The sequence below is a fragment of the Blastococcus sp. SYSU DS0973 genome, from assembly GCF_054051055.1.
This window is the reverse complement of sequence record NZ_JBJHAN010000002.1, coordinates 79,191-97,416: the sequence shown is the minus strand read 5'-3', so window position 1 is coordinate 97,416 and position 18,226 is coordinate 79,191. Positions and strand designations below refer to the sequence as shown.

General features: G+C 74.1%; 14 protein-coding genes and 1 tRNA gene. 13 read left to right on the top strand and 2 right to left on the bottom strand.

From position 1 onward, the window contains the following. Positions 1–71: 71 nt before the first annotated feature. Positions 72–929: a glycosyltransferase family 2 protein gene (locus ACI791_RS04245; protein WP_456584901.1), complete on the bottom strand. Its 858-nt coding sequence runs from the start codon at positions 927–929 to the stop codon at positions 72–74. Next, positions 929–2,317 carry a hypothetical protein gene (locus ACI791_RS04240; protein ID WP_456584900.1) on the bottom strand — a complete coding sequence of 463 codons (1,389 nt, stop codon included), beginning with the start codon at positions 2,315–2,317 and terminating at the stop codon, positions 929–931. Before ACI791_RS04240 ends, ACI791_RS04245 begins: the two co-directional genes overlap by 1 nt. A gap of 1,047 nt (positions 2,318–3,364) precedes the next feature. Here ACI791_RS04240 and ACI791_RS04235 point away from each other — a divergent pair. From ACI791_RS04235 to ACI791_RS04175, 13 genes are all read left to right on the top strand, one after another. Further along, a complete protein-coding gene (locus ACI791_RS04235) occupies positions 3,365–4,738 on the top strand; it encodes a sugar transferase (protein ID WP_456584899.1) in 1,374 nt (457 codons plus the stop codon). A 13-nt stretch (positions 4,739–4,751) separates the two neighbouring features. Continuing rightward, positions 4,752–5,894, top strand: a complete 1,143-nt coding sequence (locus tag ACI791_RS04230) for a glycosyltransferase (RefSeq protein ID WP_456584898.1) — start codon at positions 4,752–4,754, stop codon at positions 5,892–5,894. A 66-nt stretch (positions 5,895–5,960) separates the two neighbouring features. Continuing rightward, positions 5,961–9,497 (top strand): transcription-repair coupling factor, encoded by a 3,537-nt coding sequence (gene mfd / locus ACI791_RS04225; RefSeq protein ID WP_456584897.1) that lies wholly within the window; start codon positions 5,961–5,963, stop codon positions 9,495–9,497. 143 nt (positions 9,498–9,640) lie between these two features. Further along, the gene (locus ACI791_RS04220) at positions 9,641–10,645 is read left to right on the top strand and encodes a SurA N-terminal domain-containing protein (RefSeq protein ID WP_456584896.1); all 1,005 of its coding nucleotides are present in this window, start codon (positions 9,641–9,643) and stop codon (positions 10,643–10,645) included. Between the two features lie 4 nt (positions 10,646–10,649). Next, positions 10,650–11,582 (top strand): MazG family protein, encoded by a 933-nt coding sequence (locus ACI791_RS04215; RefSeq protein ID WP_456584895.1) that lies wholly within the window; start codon positions 10,650–10,652, stop codon positions 11,580–11,582. Beyond that, entirely contained in the window at positions 11,579–12,835 is a 1,257-nt protein-coding gene (locus ACI791_RS04210; protein WP_456584894.1) for a mechanosensitive ion channel family protein, read from the top strand. The genes ACI791_RS04215 and ACI791_RS04210 overlap by 4 nt, the downstream gene beginning before the upstream one ends. A gap of 65 nt (positions 12,836–12,900) precedes the next feature. Then, a complete protein-coding gene (eno, locus tag ACI791_RS04205; protein ID WP_456584893.1) occupies positions 12,901–14,178 on the top strand; it encodes a phosphopyruvate hydratase in 1,278 nt (425 codons plus the stop codon). A 10-nt stretch (positions 14,179–14,188) separates the two neighbouring features. After that, the gene (locus ACI791_RS04200; RefSeq protein ID WP_456584892.1) at positions 14,189–14,791 is read left to right on the top strand and encodes a septum formation initiator family protein; all 603 of its coding nucleotides are present in this window, start codon (positions 14,189–14,191) and stop codon (positions 14,789–14,791) included. Further along, positions 14,788–15,303, top strand: coding sequence for a DUF501 domain-containing protein (locus ACI791_RS04195; RefSeq protein WP_456584891.1), 516 nt, complete (start codon positions 14,788–14,790; stop codon positions 15,301–15,303). The genes ACI791_RS04200 and ACI791_RS04195 overlap by 4 nt, the downstream gene beginning before the upstream one ends. Further along, positions 15,300–16,250 carry a Ppx/GppA phosphatase family protein gene (locus ACI791_RS04190; RefSeq protein WP_456584890.1) on the top strand — a complete coding sequence of 317 codons (951 nt, stop codon included), beginning with the start codon at positions 15,300–15,302 and terminating at the stop codon, positions 16,248–16,250. Before ACI791_RS04195 ends, ACI791_RS04190 begins: the two co-directional genes overlap by 4 nt. Positions 16,251–16,260: 10 nt before the next feature. Next, positions 16,261–17,028, top strand: coding sequence for a uracil-DNA glycosylase (locus ACI791_RS04185; RefSeq protein ID WP_456584889.1), 768 nt, complete (start codon positions 16,261–16,263; stop codon positions 17,026–17,028). Between the two features lie 12 nt (positions 17,029–17,040). Further along, positions 17,041–17,114, top strand: a tRNA-Leu gene (locus ACI791_RS04180). A 128-nt stretch (positions 17,115–17,242) separates the two neighbouring features. Then, a complete protein-coding gene (locus ACI791_RS04175; RefSeq protein WP_456584888.1) occupies positions 17,243–18,112 on the top strand; it encodes a Bax inhibitor-1/YccA family membrane protein in 870 nt (289 codons plus the stop codon). Positions 18,113–18,226: the final 114 nt, after the last annotated feature.

Below are 18,226 nucleotides of genomic sequence, written 5' to 3'. Positions count from 1 at the left end.
AGGTACCGGCGCAGGAGCTGCGGCCTGTGCCCCACGTTCCAGAACGGCCACGGATGTCCCTGTCGGAGGACTCATGACGGTTCCTGGGACAAGTACCCGGTCACGCAGCCGCGGGCCCAGGCCAGATCGGCGCGGGCGAGGATCCGCCGCCCGCGAACCGCGCGCACCGGGGCGGCCACGAGCTTGCGGGCAAGCATCGCCCCGAGGATGGACAGCGGCAGCCGGTGGCGGCGCCAGAGCACGCCCTGGCCCACCCCGTAGCCGGCCATCTTCCTGATGAATGCGGGCGCGGCCTGGTCGCGGGGCTCGTCGTTGTGCACCACGAGGGCGGGGTCGTACTCGACGCGCCCCCCGCCATCCTGGACCCGGAAGACCAGGTCGGACTCCTCCCCGGACTGGGCTCGGCCGGCTGAGCCGCTTCCGATCCGCTCGTCGAAGCCGCCGGCTTGTTCCACGAGCCGGCGGCGCAGGAACAGGCCCGGGGAGACAACCTCACGATGGGCGCTGCGCCTGCTCACCGGCGCGGCGCGGCGCGCCCAACGGAGCATGGCCGGGCGCCCGTCCGCCGTAATCAGCCGGACACACAGGCCGCCGAGATCCGGACGGGCGGTGAATCGCTCGAGCAGGGCGGGCAGCGTCGCCTCGGGGTACCAGGTGTTGTCGTTCGGGAAGCCGACGACGTCCCCGGTGGCCAGGCGCAGGCCGGCGTTTCGCCCCACCGAGATGCCGCGTCCGGAGGTCGTCGCACGCCAGTGCACCGCCGGGGCCAGCTCAGTCAGCGCCCGGACGGCCCGCTGGTCGTCGCTCTGGTCGACCAGGACGAGCTCGATACGGTCGGCGATCGACGTCGCAGCCACGGAGCGCGCCAGCCGGAGTACCTCGTGAACTCGACCGACGGTCGTCACCACCAGACTGAGGCGGAGGGACATCAGCCGGCGTCCCCGCGCCGCGACAGATGCCGCACTGCCAAGCCGGACAGATGCCGCACTGGCAGGCCCTGGTCGAACACCAGCGCGGACGGCATCATGCCGGCGCCCCGCAACTGCTCGACGGCGCCGGCCAGCTGCTGCCCGGTGGTCCGTCTGGTGGCCACCACGAGCCCGACCACGGGGTTCAGCGGCGCAAGATCGAAGGTGGCGGTCGAGAGGGTGCTGGGTGGGCAATCGACGACGACCGCCCACCCGGCCTCCAGCAGCAGCGGCAGCGCCGGACCCGCGAGTGCGGACTCGACCGGTTCCCACCGTGCGGCGGTTCGCACGGCGAGTACCGACAGCCCCTCGACAGGCGTCGGCTGCAGTGTCGCGCGGACCGTCGCGAGGTCCTCAGCTGCTGCGGCCTCCAGCAACCCGGGCCCGTCGGTGGCCAGCCGGAACCAGTCGGCCACCTGTCCGTCGGCGACGTCCCCGACCGGCACGAGCACCGTGGGCCGGCGGCGGGCCAGCGCGGCGGCCAGGTTGACGGCGGTGAAGCTCGTGCCGACCCCGGCGGTCGTACCCACCAGGACCAGCGGCCGTCCCTCCGCGTCGGCGCCCAGCAGGCGTGCGGCCAGCAGTCGCGCCGCGCTCTCCACCGGGTCGTCCGAGCGCCGCTGGGCCAGTCGGGTGATCCAGCCAGGCGTGGCCTCCGGCAGCTCAGGACGCGCCACCGGCACACCGGTCTCACAGGCATCGTCGGGGGTCGATATCCGTGGGGAGAGCGCGCGTGCCCCCGCGACGAGGAGAAGGCCCAGGAACACACCGATGGCGATGCCGGCACCAGCGCCGAGGACCGGGGAGGTGGTGGGCTGCGCGCCGGAGTCGGTCGCACTCTCGACCACGGTGCCGCCCGCGCCGTCCGCGGCGGCCGTGGCGCCGGTGCGGTCGATGTCACGCTGCAACGACGTCACGCGGTCCTGCAGCGTGGCGACGTCGATGGTGCCGGCGGCCAGCGAGTCGGTGAGTGCCTCCTCGGCGGCGGCGAGCTGGTCCTCCAGACCGTTGATGTCCTGGTTGAGCACACCGCGCCGGTAGGCGGTGTAGGCGCTCACTGCATCGTCGGTGAGCTGCTCGGCCCGGTCTTCGTTGTCTGTGGTGGCCGCGATCTGCACGACGTCGGTGCTGCCCACCTGCGCGGCGGTGAGGGAGAACTCCGACCCGGCGACGCCGGCATCGGCCGCGACCGATGCCCGGAACGTGGCGCTGTTGAGGTAGAGCAGCTCCGTCTGGACGAACCGGTCGGCCTGGTCGGTGGAGGCGACCGAACCGCCGTTGGTCGCCGAGAGCGCAGAGGAGAGGTCGACCAGGGCCTCGGCGCGGTAGGCCGTCGCGACGGCAGCCACGCCTGCACCTGCGAGCGCACCGACCAGCGCTGTGCCGGCAACGGTGAGGGCGAGCACCCGGGACCGGGGTACCGCGCGGCGGTGAGCCACCGGCAGGTTCTCGTTCACGGCGGGCTCGTGAGCGGCGCGCCCGACCGGACGGACGTCGGTGGCGCTCATCGGGGCACACCGGCCGCCTGGGGCCCTGTGCCGTTGGCAGGTCGGTCAGCGGCCATGGTCGTCGCACTCCGAAGGTCGAGGGAAGTTCTCATGGTCACCCCATCCAGGCGGCGTGAAGCGCGCCGAGGAGTGCGGGCCACCCTTTATGGTCAGAACGACTCGCCGGCGCTGGCCCGACGCCGGGTGCTGCACCGCGTGCAAGGGCGCAGGAGAAGCGGCTCAGCGCTCGCCCGGTACACGCACTCGGTTCCTAAGCTCGAGCACCACCTCCTGTCCGGCACGCGGCCGAGGCGGAAGGCGACCTCGCCGCGCACCAGAGCTCCCGATGTTCGACCTGCTGCTCGCTGAGGCCGCTGACGGTGACCGGGCAGCTCCTCGTCCGCGGCCTGGTCGTTCCGCGCGGAACCGGACGGATCCGGCAGCTGACCGTGGTGTGCGTGCCCTGCGCGGGCGTCTCCTCCGATGGAGTGATGCCGCGTTGACCATCGGTTACGACATCGCCAGCCTCGGTACGACGGCGTCGCCCAACGAGGGCCGACATCAGCGCGCTCGGGCGCCCACGGAAGAGGTCTGGTGTCCCAGATTCACGGCTCAGGGTCTGCCGTCGATGACGGCGACTCCGACGACGTCGCGGGTTCGCATACCGGAATCCCGCCGAGTCCTCGTGCGCCGGACGGGCCGGATGCGGTGCCGGAGCGGCCACGTGCTCTCGCGGGGCGACGGGACGGGGCGGCGTCGCAGGGCGGCACCGGTCGCGAGGCCGGGGGGCCATCGCGGCAGGAGCGGCCGCTGGCCCTCACGCCCGACCTGCCGCTCATGCCCCCGCTTCCCCCCAGACCCGAGTACGACCCGTTCTCGGCACGCCGTCGCCAGGCACCTGAATGGCTGGTGAGCTACACCGTCGCCCTGGTCATGGGCGACCTGCTGTCCGCCGGCCTAGGGATCGCGCTCGTCAGCGTTCTCCCGCAGGCAGGTGCCGCGCCGGACCGGATGCTCGTCGCCGCCCTGGTCGGTGGGTGGGTGGCCGCGCTGGGGCTGCTGGGCGGATACGCCGAGCGCCGGCTCGGTACGGGTGAGGACGAGTACCGCCGCGTGCTCGTCGCCGGGCTGGTCGCGATCGTCCTCCTCAGCTACGCCAGCCTGGTGGTGTCGGGCCCTGCCCTCGATCTGCTGGCCTACGTCGCAGTGCCCGTTACCACCGCCGGCACGCTGCTCGGTCGCCTGCTGAACCGGCGGAGGATGCACGCGGCCCGTCGCCGCGGCCTCATGACCAAGCGCGTGATCCTCGTCGGGCGTGAGGTCGCGGTCGCGGACTTCGCCCGCCGGCTCCGTCGGGACACGGCAGCGGGGCTCCGGGTGGTGGGGGCGTGCATTCCGCGTGCCGAGGACTGCGTCGCCCTCGTCAAGGACGGGCTCCCTGTTCTGGGTGATCTGGGAAGTGTGCTTCCTGCGATCGACAAGGTAGGGGCCGACGCCGTCCTGGTCGCCTCCGCCAGCGAGACCGCCGCCCAGTACCTGCGCGACCTGGCCTGGCGGCTGGAGGGCACCAACGTCGAGCTCCTGGTCGGTCCCGGACTCATCGAGGTGCATCCCAACCGGCTGCACATACGCCCGACCACGAGCCTCCCGCTGATCCAGATCCAGGAGCCCCAGTTCCGGGGTGGACGTCGGCTGCTCAAGTCCGTGCTCGACTGGACGGTGGCCGCCGTGCTGCTGCTGGCGTCCCTGCCGGTGTTGGTCGCCATCGGGCTCGCCGTCCGGCTGACCAGCCCCGGCCCCGCGTTCTTCCGCCACCGACGGATCGGGAAGCGTGGTCGGGAGTTCGACCTGCTCAAGTTTCGCAGCATGGTCTCCCACGCCGATACCAAGATCAGTTCTTTGATGGCGCTCAACCAGGGCAACGCGGTGCAGTTCAAGATGCACAACGACCCCCGCGTCACGCGGGTCGGCGCCTTTCTGCGCACGTACTCGCTCGATGAGCTCCCGCAGTTGATCAACGTGCTGACCGGTCACATGTCCCTGGTCGGCCCCCGACCGCACGTCACCAGGGAGGTCGAGCAGTACGGGCCCGACATGCATCGTCGACTGCTGGTGAAGCCGGGGATCACCGGCCTGTGGCAGGTGAGCGGCCGCTCCGACCTCAGTTGGGAGGAGTCGGTGGAGCTGGACATCCGCTACGTGGAGAACTGGTCGTTCGGGTTCGACCTGGCGATCCTGTGGCGGACCGTCCGCGCCGTCCTCGGCCGTACCGGCGCCTACTGAGCGGGCGGCGTCGATGCGAATCCTGCACGTGGCCCAGCCCGTCGATGCCGGCGTCCCGCAGGTCGTTGTCGACCTCGTGACCGAGCAGGTGCGCCGGGGTTGGGATGTCGTCGTGGCATGTCCTGACGACGGCTGGCTGCCTCGATCCGCTCGGCTGGCGGGGGGGCAGGTGGTCCCGTGGGCGGCGAGCCGTTCCCCCGGACTCTCAGTCGTCCGCGAGACGTGGGCGATCGCTGCTCTCGTCCGGCAGGTGACGCCGTCCGTGGTCCACCTGCACAGTGCCAAGGCGGGGCTTGCGGGGCGACTGGCCGTCCGGGGAAGGGTCCCGACCGTCTTCCAACCGCACGCCTGGTCGTTCGAAGCCGTCGACGGGGTGATGGGTCGCGTCACCCGGTGGTGGGAACGGGTAGCCGCCCGGTGGACGCACCTCATCGTGACGGTCAGCGAGGCCGAGGCCGCTCGTGGTCGCACGGCCGGCGTCATGGCGCCGACCACCGTGGTGCCCAACGGTGTCGACGTCACCCGCTGGGCGCCGCAGGACCGGGCGGCGGCGCGTGCGTCGCTCGGCCTGCCGGACGTCCCCACGGCCGTCTGCGTCGGACGGCTCACCCGCCAGAAGGGGCAGGACCTGTTGCTGGGCGCCTGGTCCGCCGTCCGGGACCAGGTGCCCGACGCCCAGTTGATCCTCGTGGGGGACGGGCCGGACCGGCTCCGCCTCGAGCTCGCAGCGGTGGCGGGGGTGCGCTTCGCCGGGCACCAGGACGACCCGGCGCCGTGGTACGCCGCCGCCGACGTCGTGGTGATGCCCTCGCGCTGGGAGGGGATGGCTCTGGTGCCGCTGGAGGCCATGGCGGCGAGCCGATCCGTGGTCGCCACCGACGTCGCCGGCGGGCGCGAGGCGATGGGGCAGCTGACCGGCGCGGTTGTGCCGATCGACGACCGAGCCGCACTTGCGGAGGCCGTGAGCGCCCGGCTCGCCGACCCAGAGCTCGCCGTCCGTGAGGGAGCGCGGGGGCGGACGCGGGTGACCGAGCAGTTCGATGTCCTGCGGTCGACCGCGGCGGTGAGCGATGCCACCCGCGCGCTCGTGCTGGAGGAACCGCGTGGAGGCATCGACGGACGGATGGCCGGGCAAGGCACCGGCCTGCGCGGCTAACCTGGACGCAGGCCCCCCGCGCAACCGGCGCGGCGTGTGTGACCTGCCGATTCCCAGGAGTGAAGCGTGACGTTGCGCGGCGTGCTCGACGTCGTCCTGACCGACCCCGGGATGGCCCGCGTGGTCGCCGCGGCGGGGAGCGCCGACCTCGCCGTCACCGCGCCGCCGCCGGCGCAGCCGCTCGTCGCCGCCGCCCTCGCCGCACCGGGGGGCGCGCAGGTGCCGGTCCTCGTGGTGACCGCCGGCGAACGGGACGCCGACGCGACCGCCGATCTGCTCCGCTGCTTCGTCCCGGACCGGCGGGTCGAGGTGTTCCCGGCCTGGGAGACGCTCCCGCACGAGCGGCTGAGCCCGCGCGCGGACACCGTCGGCCGCCGGCTCGCGGTGCTGCGCGACCTCACCCACCCCGGCGCCAACGGCACGATCGACGTCCTGGTCGCCCCGGTGCGCAGCCTCCTGCAGCCGCTGGCCCCGGGCCTCGGCGACCTCACGCCGGTCGAGCTGAAGCCCGGGGACAGCGCCGAGCTGGACGACATCGCGCAGGCGCTGTCCGACGCCGCCTACACCCGCGTCGAGCTGGTCGAGAAGCGCGGCGAGTTCGCCGTCCGCGGTGGGCTGCTCGACGTCTTCCCGCCGACCGAGCCGCACCCGGTGCGCGTCGAGTTCTGGGGCGACGAGGTCGACGAGCTCCGGTACTTCTCCGCCGCCGACCAGCGCTCGCTCGACGAGCGCCCCGACCGCCTCTGGGCGCCGCCGTGCCGGGAGCTGCTGCTGACCGAGGAGGTGCGTGCCCGGGCCGCGGCACTGGCGGTCGGGCACCCCGGTCTCCTGGAGATCCTGGGCAAGCTCGCCGAGGGCATCGCCGTCGAGGGCATGGAGTCGCTGACCCCCGCCCTCATCGGCGACGCCGCCATGCAGCTGCTCACCGACCTGGTGCCCGCCGGCACGCACGTCCTGGTCTGCGACCCCGAGCGGGTCCGCAGCCGGGCGGCGGACCTGGTGCGCACCGCCGAGGAGTTCCTCGCCGCCTCGTGGGCGACCGCCGCGGAGGCCGGGGAGGCGCCCCTGGACCTGGGAGCGTCCTCCTTCCGCGACCTCGCCGAGGTCGAGGCCGCGGCCCGGATTCGCGGCCTGCCCTGGTGGACCACCGGGGCCTTCACACTGCAGGCCGAGGACGACGAGCGACAGGTCACCCTGGAGGCGGCGCCCGTCGAGCGCTTCCACGGCGACCAGGGCGCCGCCGTCGAGCGGATGCGCGGGTGGCACCGGGACGGCTGGCGGGTGGTCGTCACCTTCGCCGGCCCCGGCCCCGCCCAGCGCGCCGCCGACCAGTTCACCGAGGCCGACCTCGGCGTCCGGCTGGTGCCCGACGTCGCGAGTGCCCCCGACGCCGGGCTCACGCACGTCACCCAGGGCAATCTCGAGAGCGGGTTCGCCTTCCCGGGCGTGGGGCTGGCGCTGCTCACCGAGCACGACCTCACCGGTCAGCGCGGCACCTCGATGCGCGATGCGGTCAAGATGCCCGCGCGGCGGCGCAACGCCGTCGACCTGGTGCAGCTGCAGCCCGGCGACCTGGTCGTGCACGAGCAGCACGGCGTCGGCCGCTACATCGAGATGATCAGCCGCACGGTCAACGGCGGTCAGCGCGACTACCTGATCGTCGAGTACGCCCCGTCGCGCCGGAACCAGCCGCCGGACCGGCTGTTCGTGCCGACCGACGCGCTGGACCAGCTCACCCGCTACGTCGGCGGTGAGGCGCCCGCGCTGTCCAAGCTCGGCGGTGCCGACTGGCAGAAGACCAAGAGCTCGGCGCGCAAGGCGGTCAAGCAGATCGCCGGCGAGCTCATCCGGCTCTACTCCGCGCGGATGGCCACGCAGGGGCACGCCTTCGGCCCCGACACCGTCTGGCAGCGCGAGCTGGAGGACGCCTTCCCGTTCCAGGAGACGCCCGACCAGCTGGCCGCCATCGACGAGGTCAAGGCCGACATGCAGCAGACGGTGCCGATGGACCGGATCATCTGCGGCGACGTCGGCTACGGGAAGACCGAGATCGCGATCCGGGCCGCGTTCAAGGCGGTGCAGGACGGCAAGCAGGTCGCCGTCCTGGTGCCGACGACGCTGCTGGCCAACCAGCACTTCAAGACGTTCTCCGAGCGGGTCGCCCAGTTCCCGGTGACGGTGAAGGTGCTGTCCCGGTTCCAGTCGGACAGGGAGACCACCGAGATCCTCCGGCAGCTCGCGGCCGGTGAGGTCGACATCCTGGTCGGCACCCACCGGCTGCTGCAGCCGACCACCCGGTGGAAGGACCTCGGGCTGGTCATCGTCGACGAGGAGCAGCGCTTCGGCGTCGAGCACAAGGAGTACCTGAAGACCATGCGGACGGCGGTCGACGTCCTCTCGATGTCGGCAACCCCGATCCCGCGCACCCTGGAGATGAGCCTCACCGGCATCCGCGAGATGTCGACGATCCTCACCCCGCCCGAGGAGCGGCACCCGGTGCTCACCTACGTGGGCGCCTGGAACGACAAGCAGATGGCCGCCGCGATCCGCCGCGAGCTGCTGCGCGACGGGCAGGTCTTCGTCATCCACAACCGGGTGCAGTCAATCGACAAGGCGGCCGCGAAGATCCGCTCCCTGGTGCCCGAGGCCCGCATCGCCGTCGGGCACGGCCAGATGAAGGAGCACGAGCTCGAGCGGATCATGGTCGGCTTCTGGGAGAAGGAGTACGACGTCCTCGTCGCGACGACGATCGTCGAGTCCGGCTTGGACATCCCCAACGCCAACACTCTGATCGTCGATCGCGCCGACACCTTCGGGCTCTCCCAGTTGCACCAGATCCGCGGTCGGGTCGGCCGCGGGCGGGAGCGGGCCTACGCCTACTTCACCTACGACCCGACCCGCACCCTCACCGAGACCTCGGTCGACCGGCTGACCACGATCGCCAACAACACCGATCTCGGCGCGGGTATGGCGGTGGCGATGAAGGACCTGGAGATCCGCGGCTCGGGCAACCTCCTCGGCGGCGAGCAGTCCGGGCACATCGCCGGCGTCGGCTTCGACCTCTATGTCCGGCTGGTCGGCGAGGCCGTGGCCGACTACCGGGCGCAGGTCACCGGCGAGGAGGCGCCCGCCGAGCCGGTGGAGGTCCGCGTCGACCTGCCGGTGGACGCGCACCTCCCGCACGACTACGTGCCCGGCGAGCGGCTGCGCATGGAGGCCTACCGCAAGGTCGCCTCGATCTCCGACGACGAGCAGGCACAGGCCGTGCTCGACGAGCTCACCGACCGCTACGGCGCTCCTCCGGCGCCGGTGCTCAACCTGCTCGCCGTGGCCCGCTTCCGGGTGGCGATGCGGGCGCTGGGCGTCACCGAGGTGTCGCTGCAGGGCCGCAACATCCGGGTCGGCCCGGTCGACCTGCCGGAGTCCAAGCAGATGCGGCTGGCCCGCCTGGCCGACGGAGCCTCCTACAAGGCCGCCGTGCGGACGATCTCGCTCAAGGTGCCGGTGGGCCCCGACCGCCGGACGCCGCTGCGCGACGTCGCCCTGCTGGAGAACCTGCACGCGACGCTGAAGGCCGTGCTGGACCAGCCCGTCGCCGCGTGACAGCTGCGGGAGCACCGCAGCGAGGGGCGAGCGAGGAGCGGACCGGAGCGCGGGAGGTGGCTGTGTGGTGGCCGCGGCGTCCTGAAGCCCCCGACCGGGGCGGCGTGGGGCGCAGGTCACAGCCGGTGTGGCAGTCTCCCGGCGTGCTGATCCACCGCGCTGCCCGCGCCAGCGCCGCCGTCGCACTGGCCGCCGTCGCCCTGGCCGGTTGCCGGTCGGCCCCGGACGTCGCCGCGTACGTGGGCGACGAGCAGATCACCGTCGACGAGCTGGACGCGGCGGTCGCCGACCGGCTCGCCGACGACGCCGTGGCCGCGGCCGCCGAGGGCCGGGAGACCGAGCTCACCCGCCGGGTGCTGGGGCTCCTCATCGAGGGCGAGGTGCACGACGCCGCCGCCGAGCGCTACGGCGTGCAGGTCGCCGAGGCGGAGGTGACCCGGCGGATCGAGGAGCTGCTCGGCGGGGACGACCCCGACGAGGTCTACGGCCGCCTCGCCCAGCAGGGCGTCGGCCGGGCCGACGTGCGCGAGAGCGTGCGCCAGCAGCTGGTGCGCCTGGAGCTGGCCGCCGCCGAGGGGGAGGTGGCCGCTCTGGCGGAGCCGGCGCTCCGGGCGCGGTACGAGGAGGTCCGGGAGGAACTCGGTCAGGTCGAGTTCGGCTACGTCACGGTGCCCGACCAGGCGACCGCCGACGCGGTCGTGGCGGAGCTGGCGGCCGACCCGGCCGGCTACGCCGAGGTGGCCGCCCGGTTCCCCGGCCCGTACACGCTGCCCGCGCTCGACCGCCGGGCCCTCGACGAGCTGCCGCCCGCCCTCGCCGGACCGCTCGGGACGGCGGGGCCGGGGACGGCGGTCGCGGTGCCGGTGCCCGAGACCGGGGGGATCGTCGTCGCCTTCCGCGCCGGCACCACCTACCCGTCGTTCGAGGAGCTGCGGCCGCAGCTCGAGAACGAGGCAGGTGAGGAGGTGGAGGCGGCCGTGCAGCCCCTGCTCGACGACGTCCGGGCCGACCTCGACCTGACGGTCAACCCGCGCTACGGCGTCGTCGACGAGGGGCGGCTGCTGCCCGCCGAGGGCGGCGTCGTCGACATCCTCGACCAGGCGGCCGCCCCGGGGGCGGACGGGGCCGTGGAGCCTTCGGCAGACTGACCGGGTGCCCGTCGCCCTCGCCGTCACCGTCAGCCCCCACCTGCCCGGCCTGCTGAGCCCCGCGGGGTGGCGGGCGGTCTCCTCGGGGCGTCCGCTGGCCGCGCTGCCCGGGGCCGCCGGCACCGCGGAGGTGCTGCGCGCCGACGGGCTGGCCGTCCTCGACGTCCCGGCCGTCGACGCCGCCGGTGCGCTGGACGGGGACGTCGTGCTGCTGGTCCCCCTCGGGGAGCCGGTGCCCGGTGCGGAGGTCGTCGCCGCGGCGCCCGAGCCGGCGGGGGTGCGGCTGCTCGACGTCGTCGCGGTCATGGACCGGCTGCGCTCGCCCGGGGGCTGCCCGTGGGACGCCGAGCAGACCCACGCGTCGCTGCGCGGCTACCTGCTGGAGGAGGCGCACGAGGCCTACGACGCGATCGTCGACGACGACCCGGCCGCGATGCGCGAGGAGCTCGGCGACGTCCTCCTGCAGGTCGTCTTCCACGCCCGCGTCGCCGCCGAGGCGGGGGAGGAGCGGCGCTTCGACGTCGACGACGTGGCCGGCGACCTGGTCGACAAGCTGGTCCGCCGGCATCCGCACGTGTTCGGCGACGCGGGCCCGCGCGACGTGGCCCAGGTGGAGGCGGGCTGGGACGAGATCAAGAAGGCGGAGAAGCAGCGCCGCTCACCGACCGAGGGGGTCTCCCGGTCGCAGCCGGCGGCGTCGTGGGGCGCCGCCCTGGTCCGCCGGGCCGGGCGGGCGGGCCTCGCGACGCCGGCGCCGGCGGAGCTGACCGTCGACAGCCCCGAGGCGCTCGGCGAGCGGCTGCTCGCCGTGGTCGCGGCCGCCGAGGCCCGCGGCTGGGACGCCGAGGACGCCCTCCGCGAGGCGGTCCGCCGCTACGCCGGCGAGCTGGACGCCGAGGCCGAGGAGCGCGCCGACCCCGCAAGGAGCGCCCCGTGATCCCCGAGGCCCCCGCGTCCGCGCCGCTCGCCACCGCCGTCGAGGAGGTCGAGGAGCTGGTGCCCGACGACGCCTGGCAGGTGCTCGCGCTGGTCGCCGCCGCGGCGCTCGCGGCCTGGCTGGTCGGCGTCCTGATCGGCGTCCTGGTGCGCCGGCTGGCCCGCCGCTCGGTGGTGGCCGGCGACCTGTCCCGGCGCGGCCGGACGCCGCTGCGCACCCTGCTGGTGCTGATCGCCGTCACCATCGTGCTCGACGCCGGGCCCCAGCTGGGCGGCTGGCGGGACCCGGTCGTCCGGGGACTCGGCCTGGCGCTGGTCGCGACCGTCGGCTGGCTGGTGGCGGTGGCGGTGCAGGTGACGGCCGATCTGGCGCTGGCCCGCTACGACGTCGACGTCGTCGACAACCGGCACGCCCGGCGGGTCCGGACGCAGATCGGCCTGCTGCGCCGGCTGGCGATCGTGCTGGTCGCCGTCGTGACCGTGGCCGCGATGCTGCTGACCTTCCCCACCGCGCGCACCGCGGGCGCCAGCATCCTGGCCAGCGCGGGCGTCATCTCGATCGTCGCCGGCCTCGCCGCGCAGACCTCGCTGGCCAACGTCTTCGCGGGGCTGCAGCTGGCCTTCACCGACGCCATCCGGGTCGACGACGTCGTGGTGGTGGAGGAGGAGTGGGGCCGGATCGAGGAGATCACCCTCACCTACGTCGTCGTCCACGTCTGGGACGACCGCCGGCTGGTGCTGCCCTCCACGTACTTCACGACCACGCCGTTCGAGAACTGGACGCGCAAGGAGTCCGCCGTGCTCGGCTCGGTCGAGCTCGACGTCGACTGGACCGTGCCGTTCGACGACATGCGCGCCGAGCTGCACCGGCTGCTCGAGGGGGAGGAGCTGTGGGACCGGCGGGTGTCGGTCCTGCAGGTGACCGACGCGGTCGGCTCGGTGGTGCGGGTCCGGGTGCTGGTCAGCGGCAAGGACGGACCGACGCTGTTCGACCTGCGCTGCCACGTCCGCGAGGGGCTGGTCGGCTGGCTGCAGCGGGAGCACGGCCGCGGTCTGCCACGGGTGCGGGTCGAGGAGCTGCCGGGGGCGACCGGGCGGCACGGGCCCGTCGCCGCGCCCCTGCCGGCGGGGCCGGCCGAGGGCGCGTCGCTGTTCACCGGCAGCAGCGAGGCGCGCGAGCGTTCGCGGGCGTTCACCGGCCCCAGCGGGGCCGAGACGGCCGACCGGGACACCGTGCCGGGGCCCCGGAGCTGACCGTCGCCGACCTGGTCGGGTGAGGCGGGCGGTGCGACGGCGCGCGGCTGGTTAGGCTGCGTCCCGTGCCGAGCATCGATGCCGTAGGCGCGCGGGAGGTCCTCGACTCGCGCGGAAACCCCACCGTCGAGGTCGAGGTCGCCCTCGACGACGGGACCATCGCCCGGGCCGCCGTGCCCAGCGGTGCGTCCACGGGCGCCTTCGAGGCGGTGGAGCTGCGGGACGGGGGTGAGCGGTACGGCGGCAAGGGCGTCACCAAGGCCGTCGACGGCGTCCTCGACGTCATCGGCCCGGAGCTGGTCGGCTACGAGGCCAGCGAACAGCGCCTGGTCGACCAGCGGCTGCTCGACCTCGACGGCACCCCGGACAAGTCCCGCCTGGGCGCCAACGCCATCCTCGGCGTCAGCCTGGCCGTCGCCCGCGCCGCCGCCGACTCCGCCGGCCTCCCGCTGTTCCGCTACGTCGGCGGCCCGTCGGCGCACCTGCTGCCCGTGCCGATGATGAACATCCTCAACGGTGGCGCCCACGCCGACAGCAACGTCGACGTGCAGGAGTTCATGATCGCCCCCATCGGCGCCGCGACCTTCGCCGAGGCGCTGGCCATGGGCACCGAGACCTACCACGCGCTCAAGGCCGTGCTGAAGGGCCGCGGGCTCGCCACGGGCCTCGGCGACGAGGGTGGCTTCGCTCCCGACCTGCCGAGCAACCGCGACGCGCTGGACCTGATCGCCGAGGCGGTCGAGAAGGCCGGCTACTCCCTCGGCTCGGACATCGCGTTCGCCCTCGACGTGGCCGCAACCGAGTTCCACGCCGACGGCGGCTACGACTTCGAGGGGCAGTCCCGCTCGGCGGAGTACCTCGTCGACTACTACCGCGGCCTGGTCGACGCCTACCCGATCGTCTCCATCGAGGACCCGCTGGACGAGGAGGACTGGGACGGCTGGATCGCGATGACCGCCGCCCTCGGCGACCGGGTGCAAATCGTCGGCGACGACCTCTTCGTCACCAACCCGGCGCGGCTGGCCGACGGCATCGCCCGCGGCGCGGCCAACGCGCTGCTGGTGAAGGTCAACCAGATCGGCACCCTGACCGAGACCCTCGACGCGGTGAACCTGGCCCACCGCAGCAGCTACCGCTGCATGATGAGCCACCGCTCCGGTGAGACCGAGGACACCACGATCGCCGACCTCGCCGTCGCCACCGATTGCGGGCAGATCAAGACCGGTGCCCCGGCGCGCAGCGAGCGCGTGGCCAAGTACAACCAGCTGCTGCGCATCGAGGAGGAGCTCGACGACGCCGCCCGCTACGCCGGTGCCGCGGCGTTCCCCCGGCTGGACGGCTGAGCCAGGACCGATGAGCAGCGTGCGGGGCCGGCGGGCCGGTGGCGACGGTCCGCGGGCGACCGGCAGGGTGCCCCGGGTGCACTCCACCCGGCCGGTCCGCACGGGCCTGCGGACCAGCGCGTCCAGCCGGCCCGGGCAGCGGCGTCCCAACCGCCGGCCGGAGCGGCGCCCGACCGGCCCGGCTGCGGCCCGTCGCCGTCCGCTGTTCACCGGACGCGCGGTCGTGCTCGTCGGGCTGGTGCTGCTGCTGGCGCTGACCCTGGCCGGCCCCATCCGGCAGTACCTCGCCGGGCAGGCAGAGCTGACCCGGCTCGCCGCCGAGGGAGACGCGCTCGACCAGCGGGCCGCCGACCTGGAGGCAGAGCTGGAGCGGCAGTCCGATCCTGCCTACGCGCAGCGGCAGGCACGGGAGCGGCTGTCCTACGTGCTTCCCGGTGACCGCCTGCTGATCGTCGTCGACGGGGAGGCCGTCGAGGGCGACGCCGGCACGCTGGCCGCCGCGGCCGAGCAGCCCGAGCCGCTGTCCTGGTACGAGGGGCTGATGCGGTCGGTGGCCGACGCCGACGGCGGTGACGGGATCGACGAGACGGGCACGGGAGGTGCGGGCGGGTGAGCGAGCCGGTCACCCCGGAGGACCGGGAGGTCGTCGCCCGGCAGCTCGGCCGGCCGCCGCGAGCGCTGGTGGGCGTGGCGCACCGCTGCCCCTGCGGCCAGCCCGACGTGGTCGAGACCTCGCCGCGGCTCGAGGACGGGACGCCGTTCCCGACCCTCTACTACCTGACCTGCCCGCGGGCCTCGGCCGCCGCGAGCCGGCTGGAGTCCACCGGGCGGATGCGGGAGTGGCAGGACGAGCTGGCCACCGATCCGGAGCTGGCCGCGGGCTACCGCGCCGCGCACGAGAGCTACCTCGCCGCCCGTGACGCCAAGGACGTGCTGCCCACCCGCGCCACCGCGGGGGGCATGCCCGACCGGGTGAAGTGCCTGCACGCGCTCGCGGGTCACGCGCTGGCGGCTGGCCCCGGCGTGAATCCGATCGGCGACCGCGCCGTCGAGGGCATGGGCGAGTGGTGGGCCAAGGGGCCCTGCGCCCGCCCGGAGGGCCCCGGCCCCGAGGACGAGGCGTGACCCGGGTCGCGGCGATCGACTGCGGCACCAACTCCATCCGCCTGCTGGTCGCCGACGTGCCCGCAGAGGGCGGGCACACCGACCTGCTCCGCCGGATGGAGGTGGTGCGCCTCGGCCAGGGCGTGGACGCGACCGGCCGGCTGGCGCCGGAGGCGATCGAGCGCACCCGCCTGGTGCTCGCCGAGTACGCGGCCCAGGCCCGCGAGCTGGGCGCCACCGCGGTCCGGATGGTGGCCACCAGCGCCACCCGGGACGCCGCCAACCGCGCCGACTTCGAGCGGATGGTCCTGGCCACGCTGGGCCGGGCCCCCGACGTGGTGACCGGCCGTGAGGAGGCCGAGCTGTCGTTCCTCGGCGCGACCGGGTCCGTCGCGGCGGCGGCGGCGACGCACGGCCTGCAGCCGCCCCGGCCGCCGTACCTGGTGGTCGACATCGGCGGCGGCTCGACCGAGTTCGTCCTGGGCGACGCCGGCGGCGTGATCGCCGCGCGGTCGGTGGACATCGGCTGCGTCCGGCTCACCGAGCGGCACCTGCACGACGACCCCCCGACCGCCGAGCAGGTCTCCCTCACCGAGCGGGACATCAGGACCGCGCTGGCCGAGGTGACCGCCGAGGTGCCCGTGCGGCGGGCGGCCACCCTGGTGGGACTGGCCGGGTCGGTGACCACCGTGGCCGCGCTCGCCCTGGACCTGCCCACCTACGACTCCGAGGCCATCCACGGCTCGCGGATCCCGGTGGACGACGTGCGGCGGGTGTCGGCGGACCTGCTCGCGGCTCCCCGGGAGCGGCGGGCGGCGTCGCCGGTCATGCACCCCGGCCGGGTCGACGTCATCGGTGCCGGCGCGCTGGTCCTGCGGGTGCTCATGGACGAGTTCGCCCTGCCGGAGGTCGCCGTCAGCGAGCACGACATCCTCGACGGCATCGTCCTGCGCCTGGCCCGCGGCTGACCCGCTCCGCATGGCACTCGACGCCGACGGCTTCCCGGTCACCCGCACGCCGGCCGGGGTCGTCCGCGGCGCCCGGGCGGCCCGGGACCTCGCCGTCCTCGACGCCCGCATCTCCGGCTGCTACGCCTGCCCCCGGCTGGTCGCGTGGCGGGAGGAGGTGGCCAGGACCAAGCGGGCCTCCTTCCGCGACCAGGACTACTGGGGCCGGCCGGTGCCCGGGCTCGGGCCGGCCGACGCCCGGATCGCCGTCGTCGGGCTGGCGCCGGCCGCCCACGGCGGGAACCGCACCGGCCGGGTCTTCACCGGCGACCGCAGCGGCGACTGGATCTTCGCCGCGCTCTGGCGGGCCGGGCTGGCGAACCAGCCGACCTCCACCCACATCGGCGACGGACTGGAGCTCACCGACGTCCGGGTGGCTGCCGCCGTGCGCTGCGCACCGCCGGCGAACGCGCCCACGCCGGAGGAGCGGGACACCTGCTCGCCGTGGCTGGCCCGGGAGCTGGAGCTGCTGCCGAGGCTGCGGGTGGTCGTCGTCCTCGGCGGTTTCGGCTGGACGGCGCTGTGGCCGGTCCTGGCCGCCGCCGGGTACGCGCTGCCCCGGCCGCGGCCGGCGTTCGGCCACGGCGTCGAGGTGGCGCTGTCCGGTCCCCGCGGCCCGCTGACGTTGCTGGGCAGCTACCACGTGAGCCAGCAGAACACCTTCACCGGCAGGCTCACCGAGCCGATGCTCGACGCCGTGCTGTCCCGGGCCACGGAGCTCGCGGGGGATCCCCGCTAGCGTGCAGGGCACGCCCCCGTAGCCCAATCGGCAGAGGCAGGCCCCTTAAAAGGGTCCCAGCGTCGGTTCGAACCCGACCGGGGGCACCGGAGGGGCATCCGTTTCCCCTCGTGCGGGTGTCGTGGAACGCTTCGGGCGTGTCCGGCGTTGACCTGACCGAGTGGGGTGCGCCAAGTTGGCTCCACGATCCAGAAGTCACCTCGAGGAGATGACGATGCCCAGTAGGAACCCGGCGTTCAGCCGTGGGTTCGGTAATGCGGGCCCCGGCCAGCAGTCCGCCGGTTGGGGCAACGCCCCCCAGCACGGCGGGCCCCGGTACGGCGCGCCGCAGTACGGGGCCCCGACCCAGTACGGCGCCCCCGCGCCGCAGCACGACGCGTACACCGCACCGTCCCCGTACGGGACGACCGAGGCGACGCGGTACATGACCATGGACGACGTCGTCCAGAAGACGGGTCTGTCCTTCCTCGTCACCGTCGTCTCGGCGGCGGTCACCTGGGCGCTCCTGCCCCAGGAGCTGGCGTGGGGCCTGGCCCTGCCGTCGGTCCTGGTCGCCTTCGTGCTCGGCCTGGTGATCGCCTTCAAGCAGATCGCCAACCCGGCCGCGACGCTGGCCTACGGTGCGCTCTACGGCGTCGCCCTGGGTGCGATCAGCGAGGCGTTCAACGACGTCTACCCGGGCATCGTCATGCAGGCGCTGATCGGCACCTTCGGTGTTTTCGCCGGCATGCTGGTGGTCTACAAGACGGGCGCCATCCGCGTCACGCCCAAGCTGACCCGCTGGGTCATGGCCGCCGGTATCGGTGTCCTGGTCCTGATGGTGGCCAACTTCGTGGCCGCGTGGATCGGCGGCGGCGACGGCCTGGGCCTGCGCGACGGTGGCCCGCTGGCGATCGGCTTCAGCCTGCTGGTGATCGGTGTGGCGGCGTTCTTCCTGCTGCTCGACTTCGACATGGCCGACGAGGCCATCCGTCGTGGGGCGCCGGCCAAGTTCGCCTGGTACATCGCCTTCGGTCTGCTCGTGACCGTCATCTGGCTGTACATCGAGATCCTGCGCCTGCTGAGCTACCTCCAGGACGACTGACCTCGTCCGCACACGACAGTGGCCCGGTCCCCGCGAGGGGGCCGGGCCACTGTCGTGTCAGGGGGCCTCCCGCGCCGCCGGCGCGGGGTCCTCCGGGGATTCCCCGTGCGGAGA

Bases quoted from the DNA above. Each gene is read 5' to 3' on its own strand.
- ACI791_RS04185 (WP_456584889.1), top strand. From the start codon at position 16,261: ATGGCACTCGACGCCGACGGCTTCCCGGTCACCCGCACGCCGGCCGGG.
- ACI791_RS04230 (WP_456584898.1), top strand. From the start codon at position 4,752: ATGCGAATCCTGCACGTGGCCCAGCCCGTCGATGCCGGCGTCCCGCAG.
- ACI791_RS04175 (WP_456584888.1), top strand. From the start codon at position 17,243: ATGCCCAGTAGGAACCCGGCGTTCAGCCGTGGGTTCGGTAATGCGGGC.
- ACI791_RS04245 (WP_456584901.1), bottom strand. From the start codon at position 929: ATGTCCCTCCGCCTCAGTCTGGTGGTGACGACCGTCGGTCGAGTTCAC.
- ACI791_RS04200 (WP_456584892.1), top strand. From the start codon at position 14,189: ATGAGCAGCGTGCGGGGCCGGCGGGCCGGTGGCGACGGTCCGCGGGCG.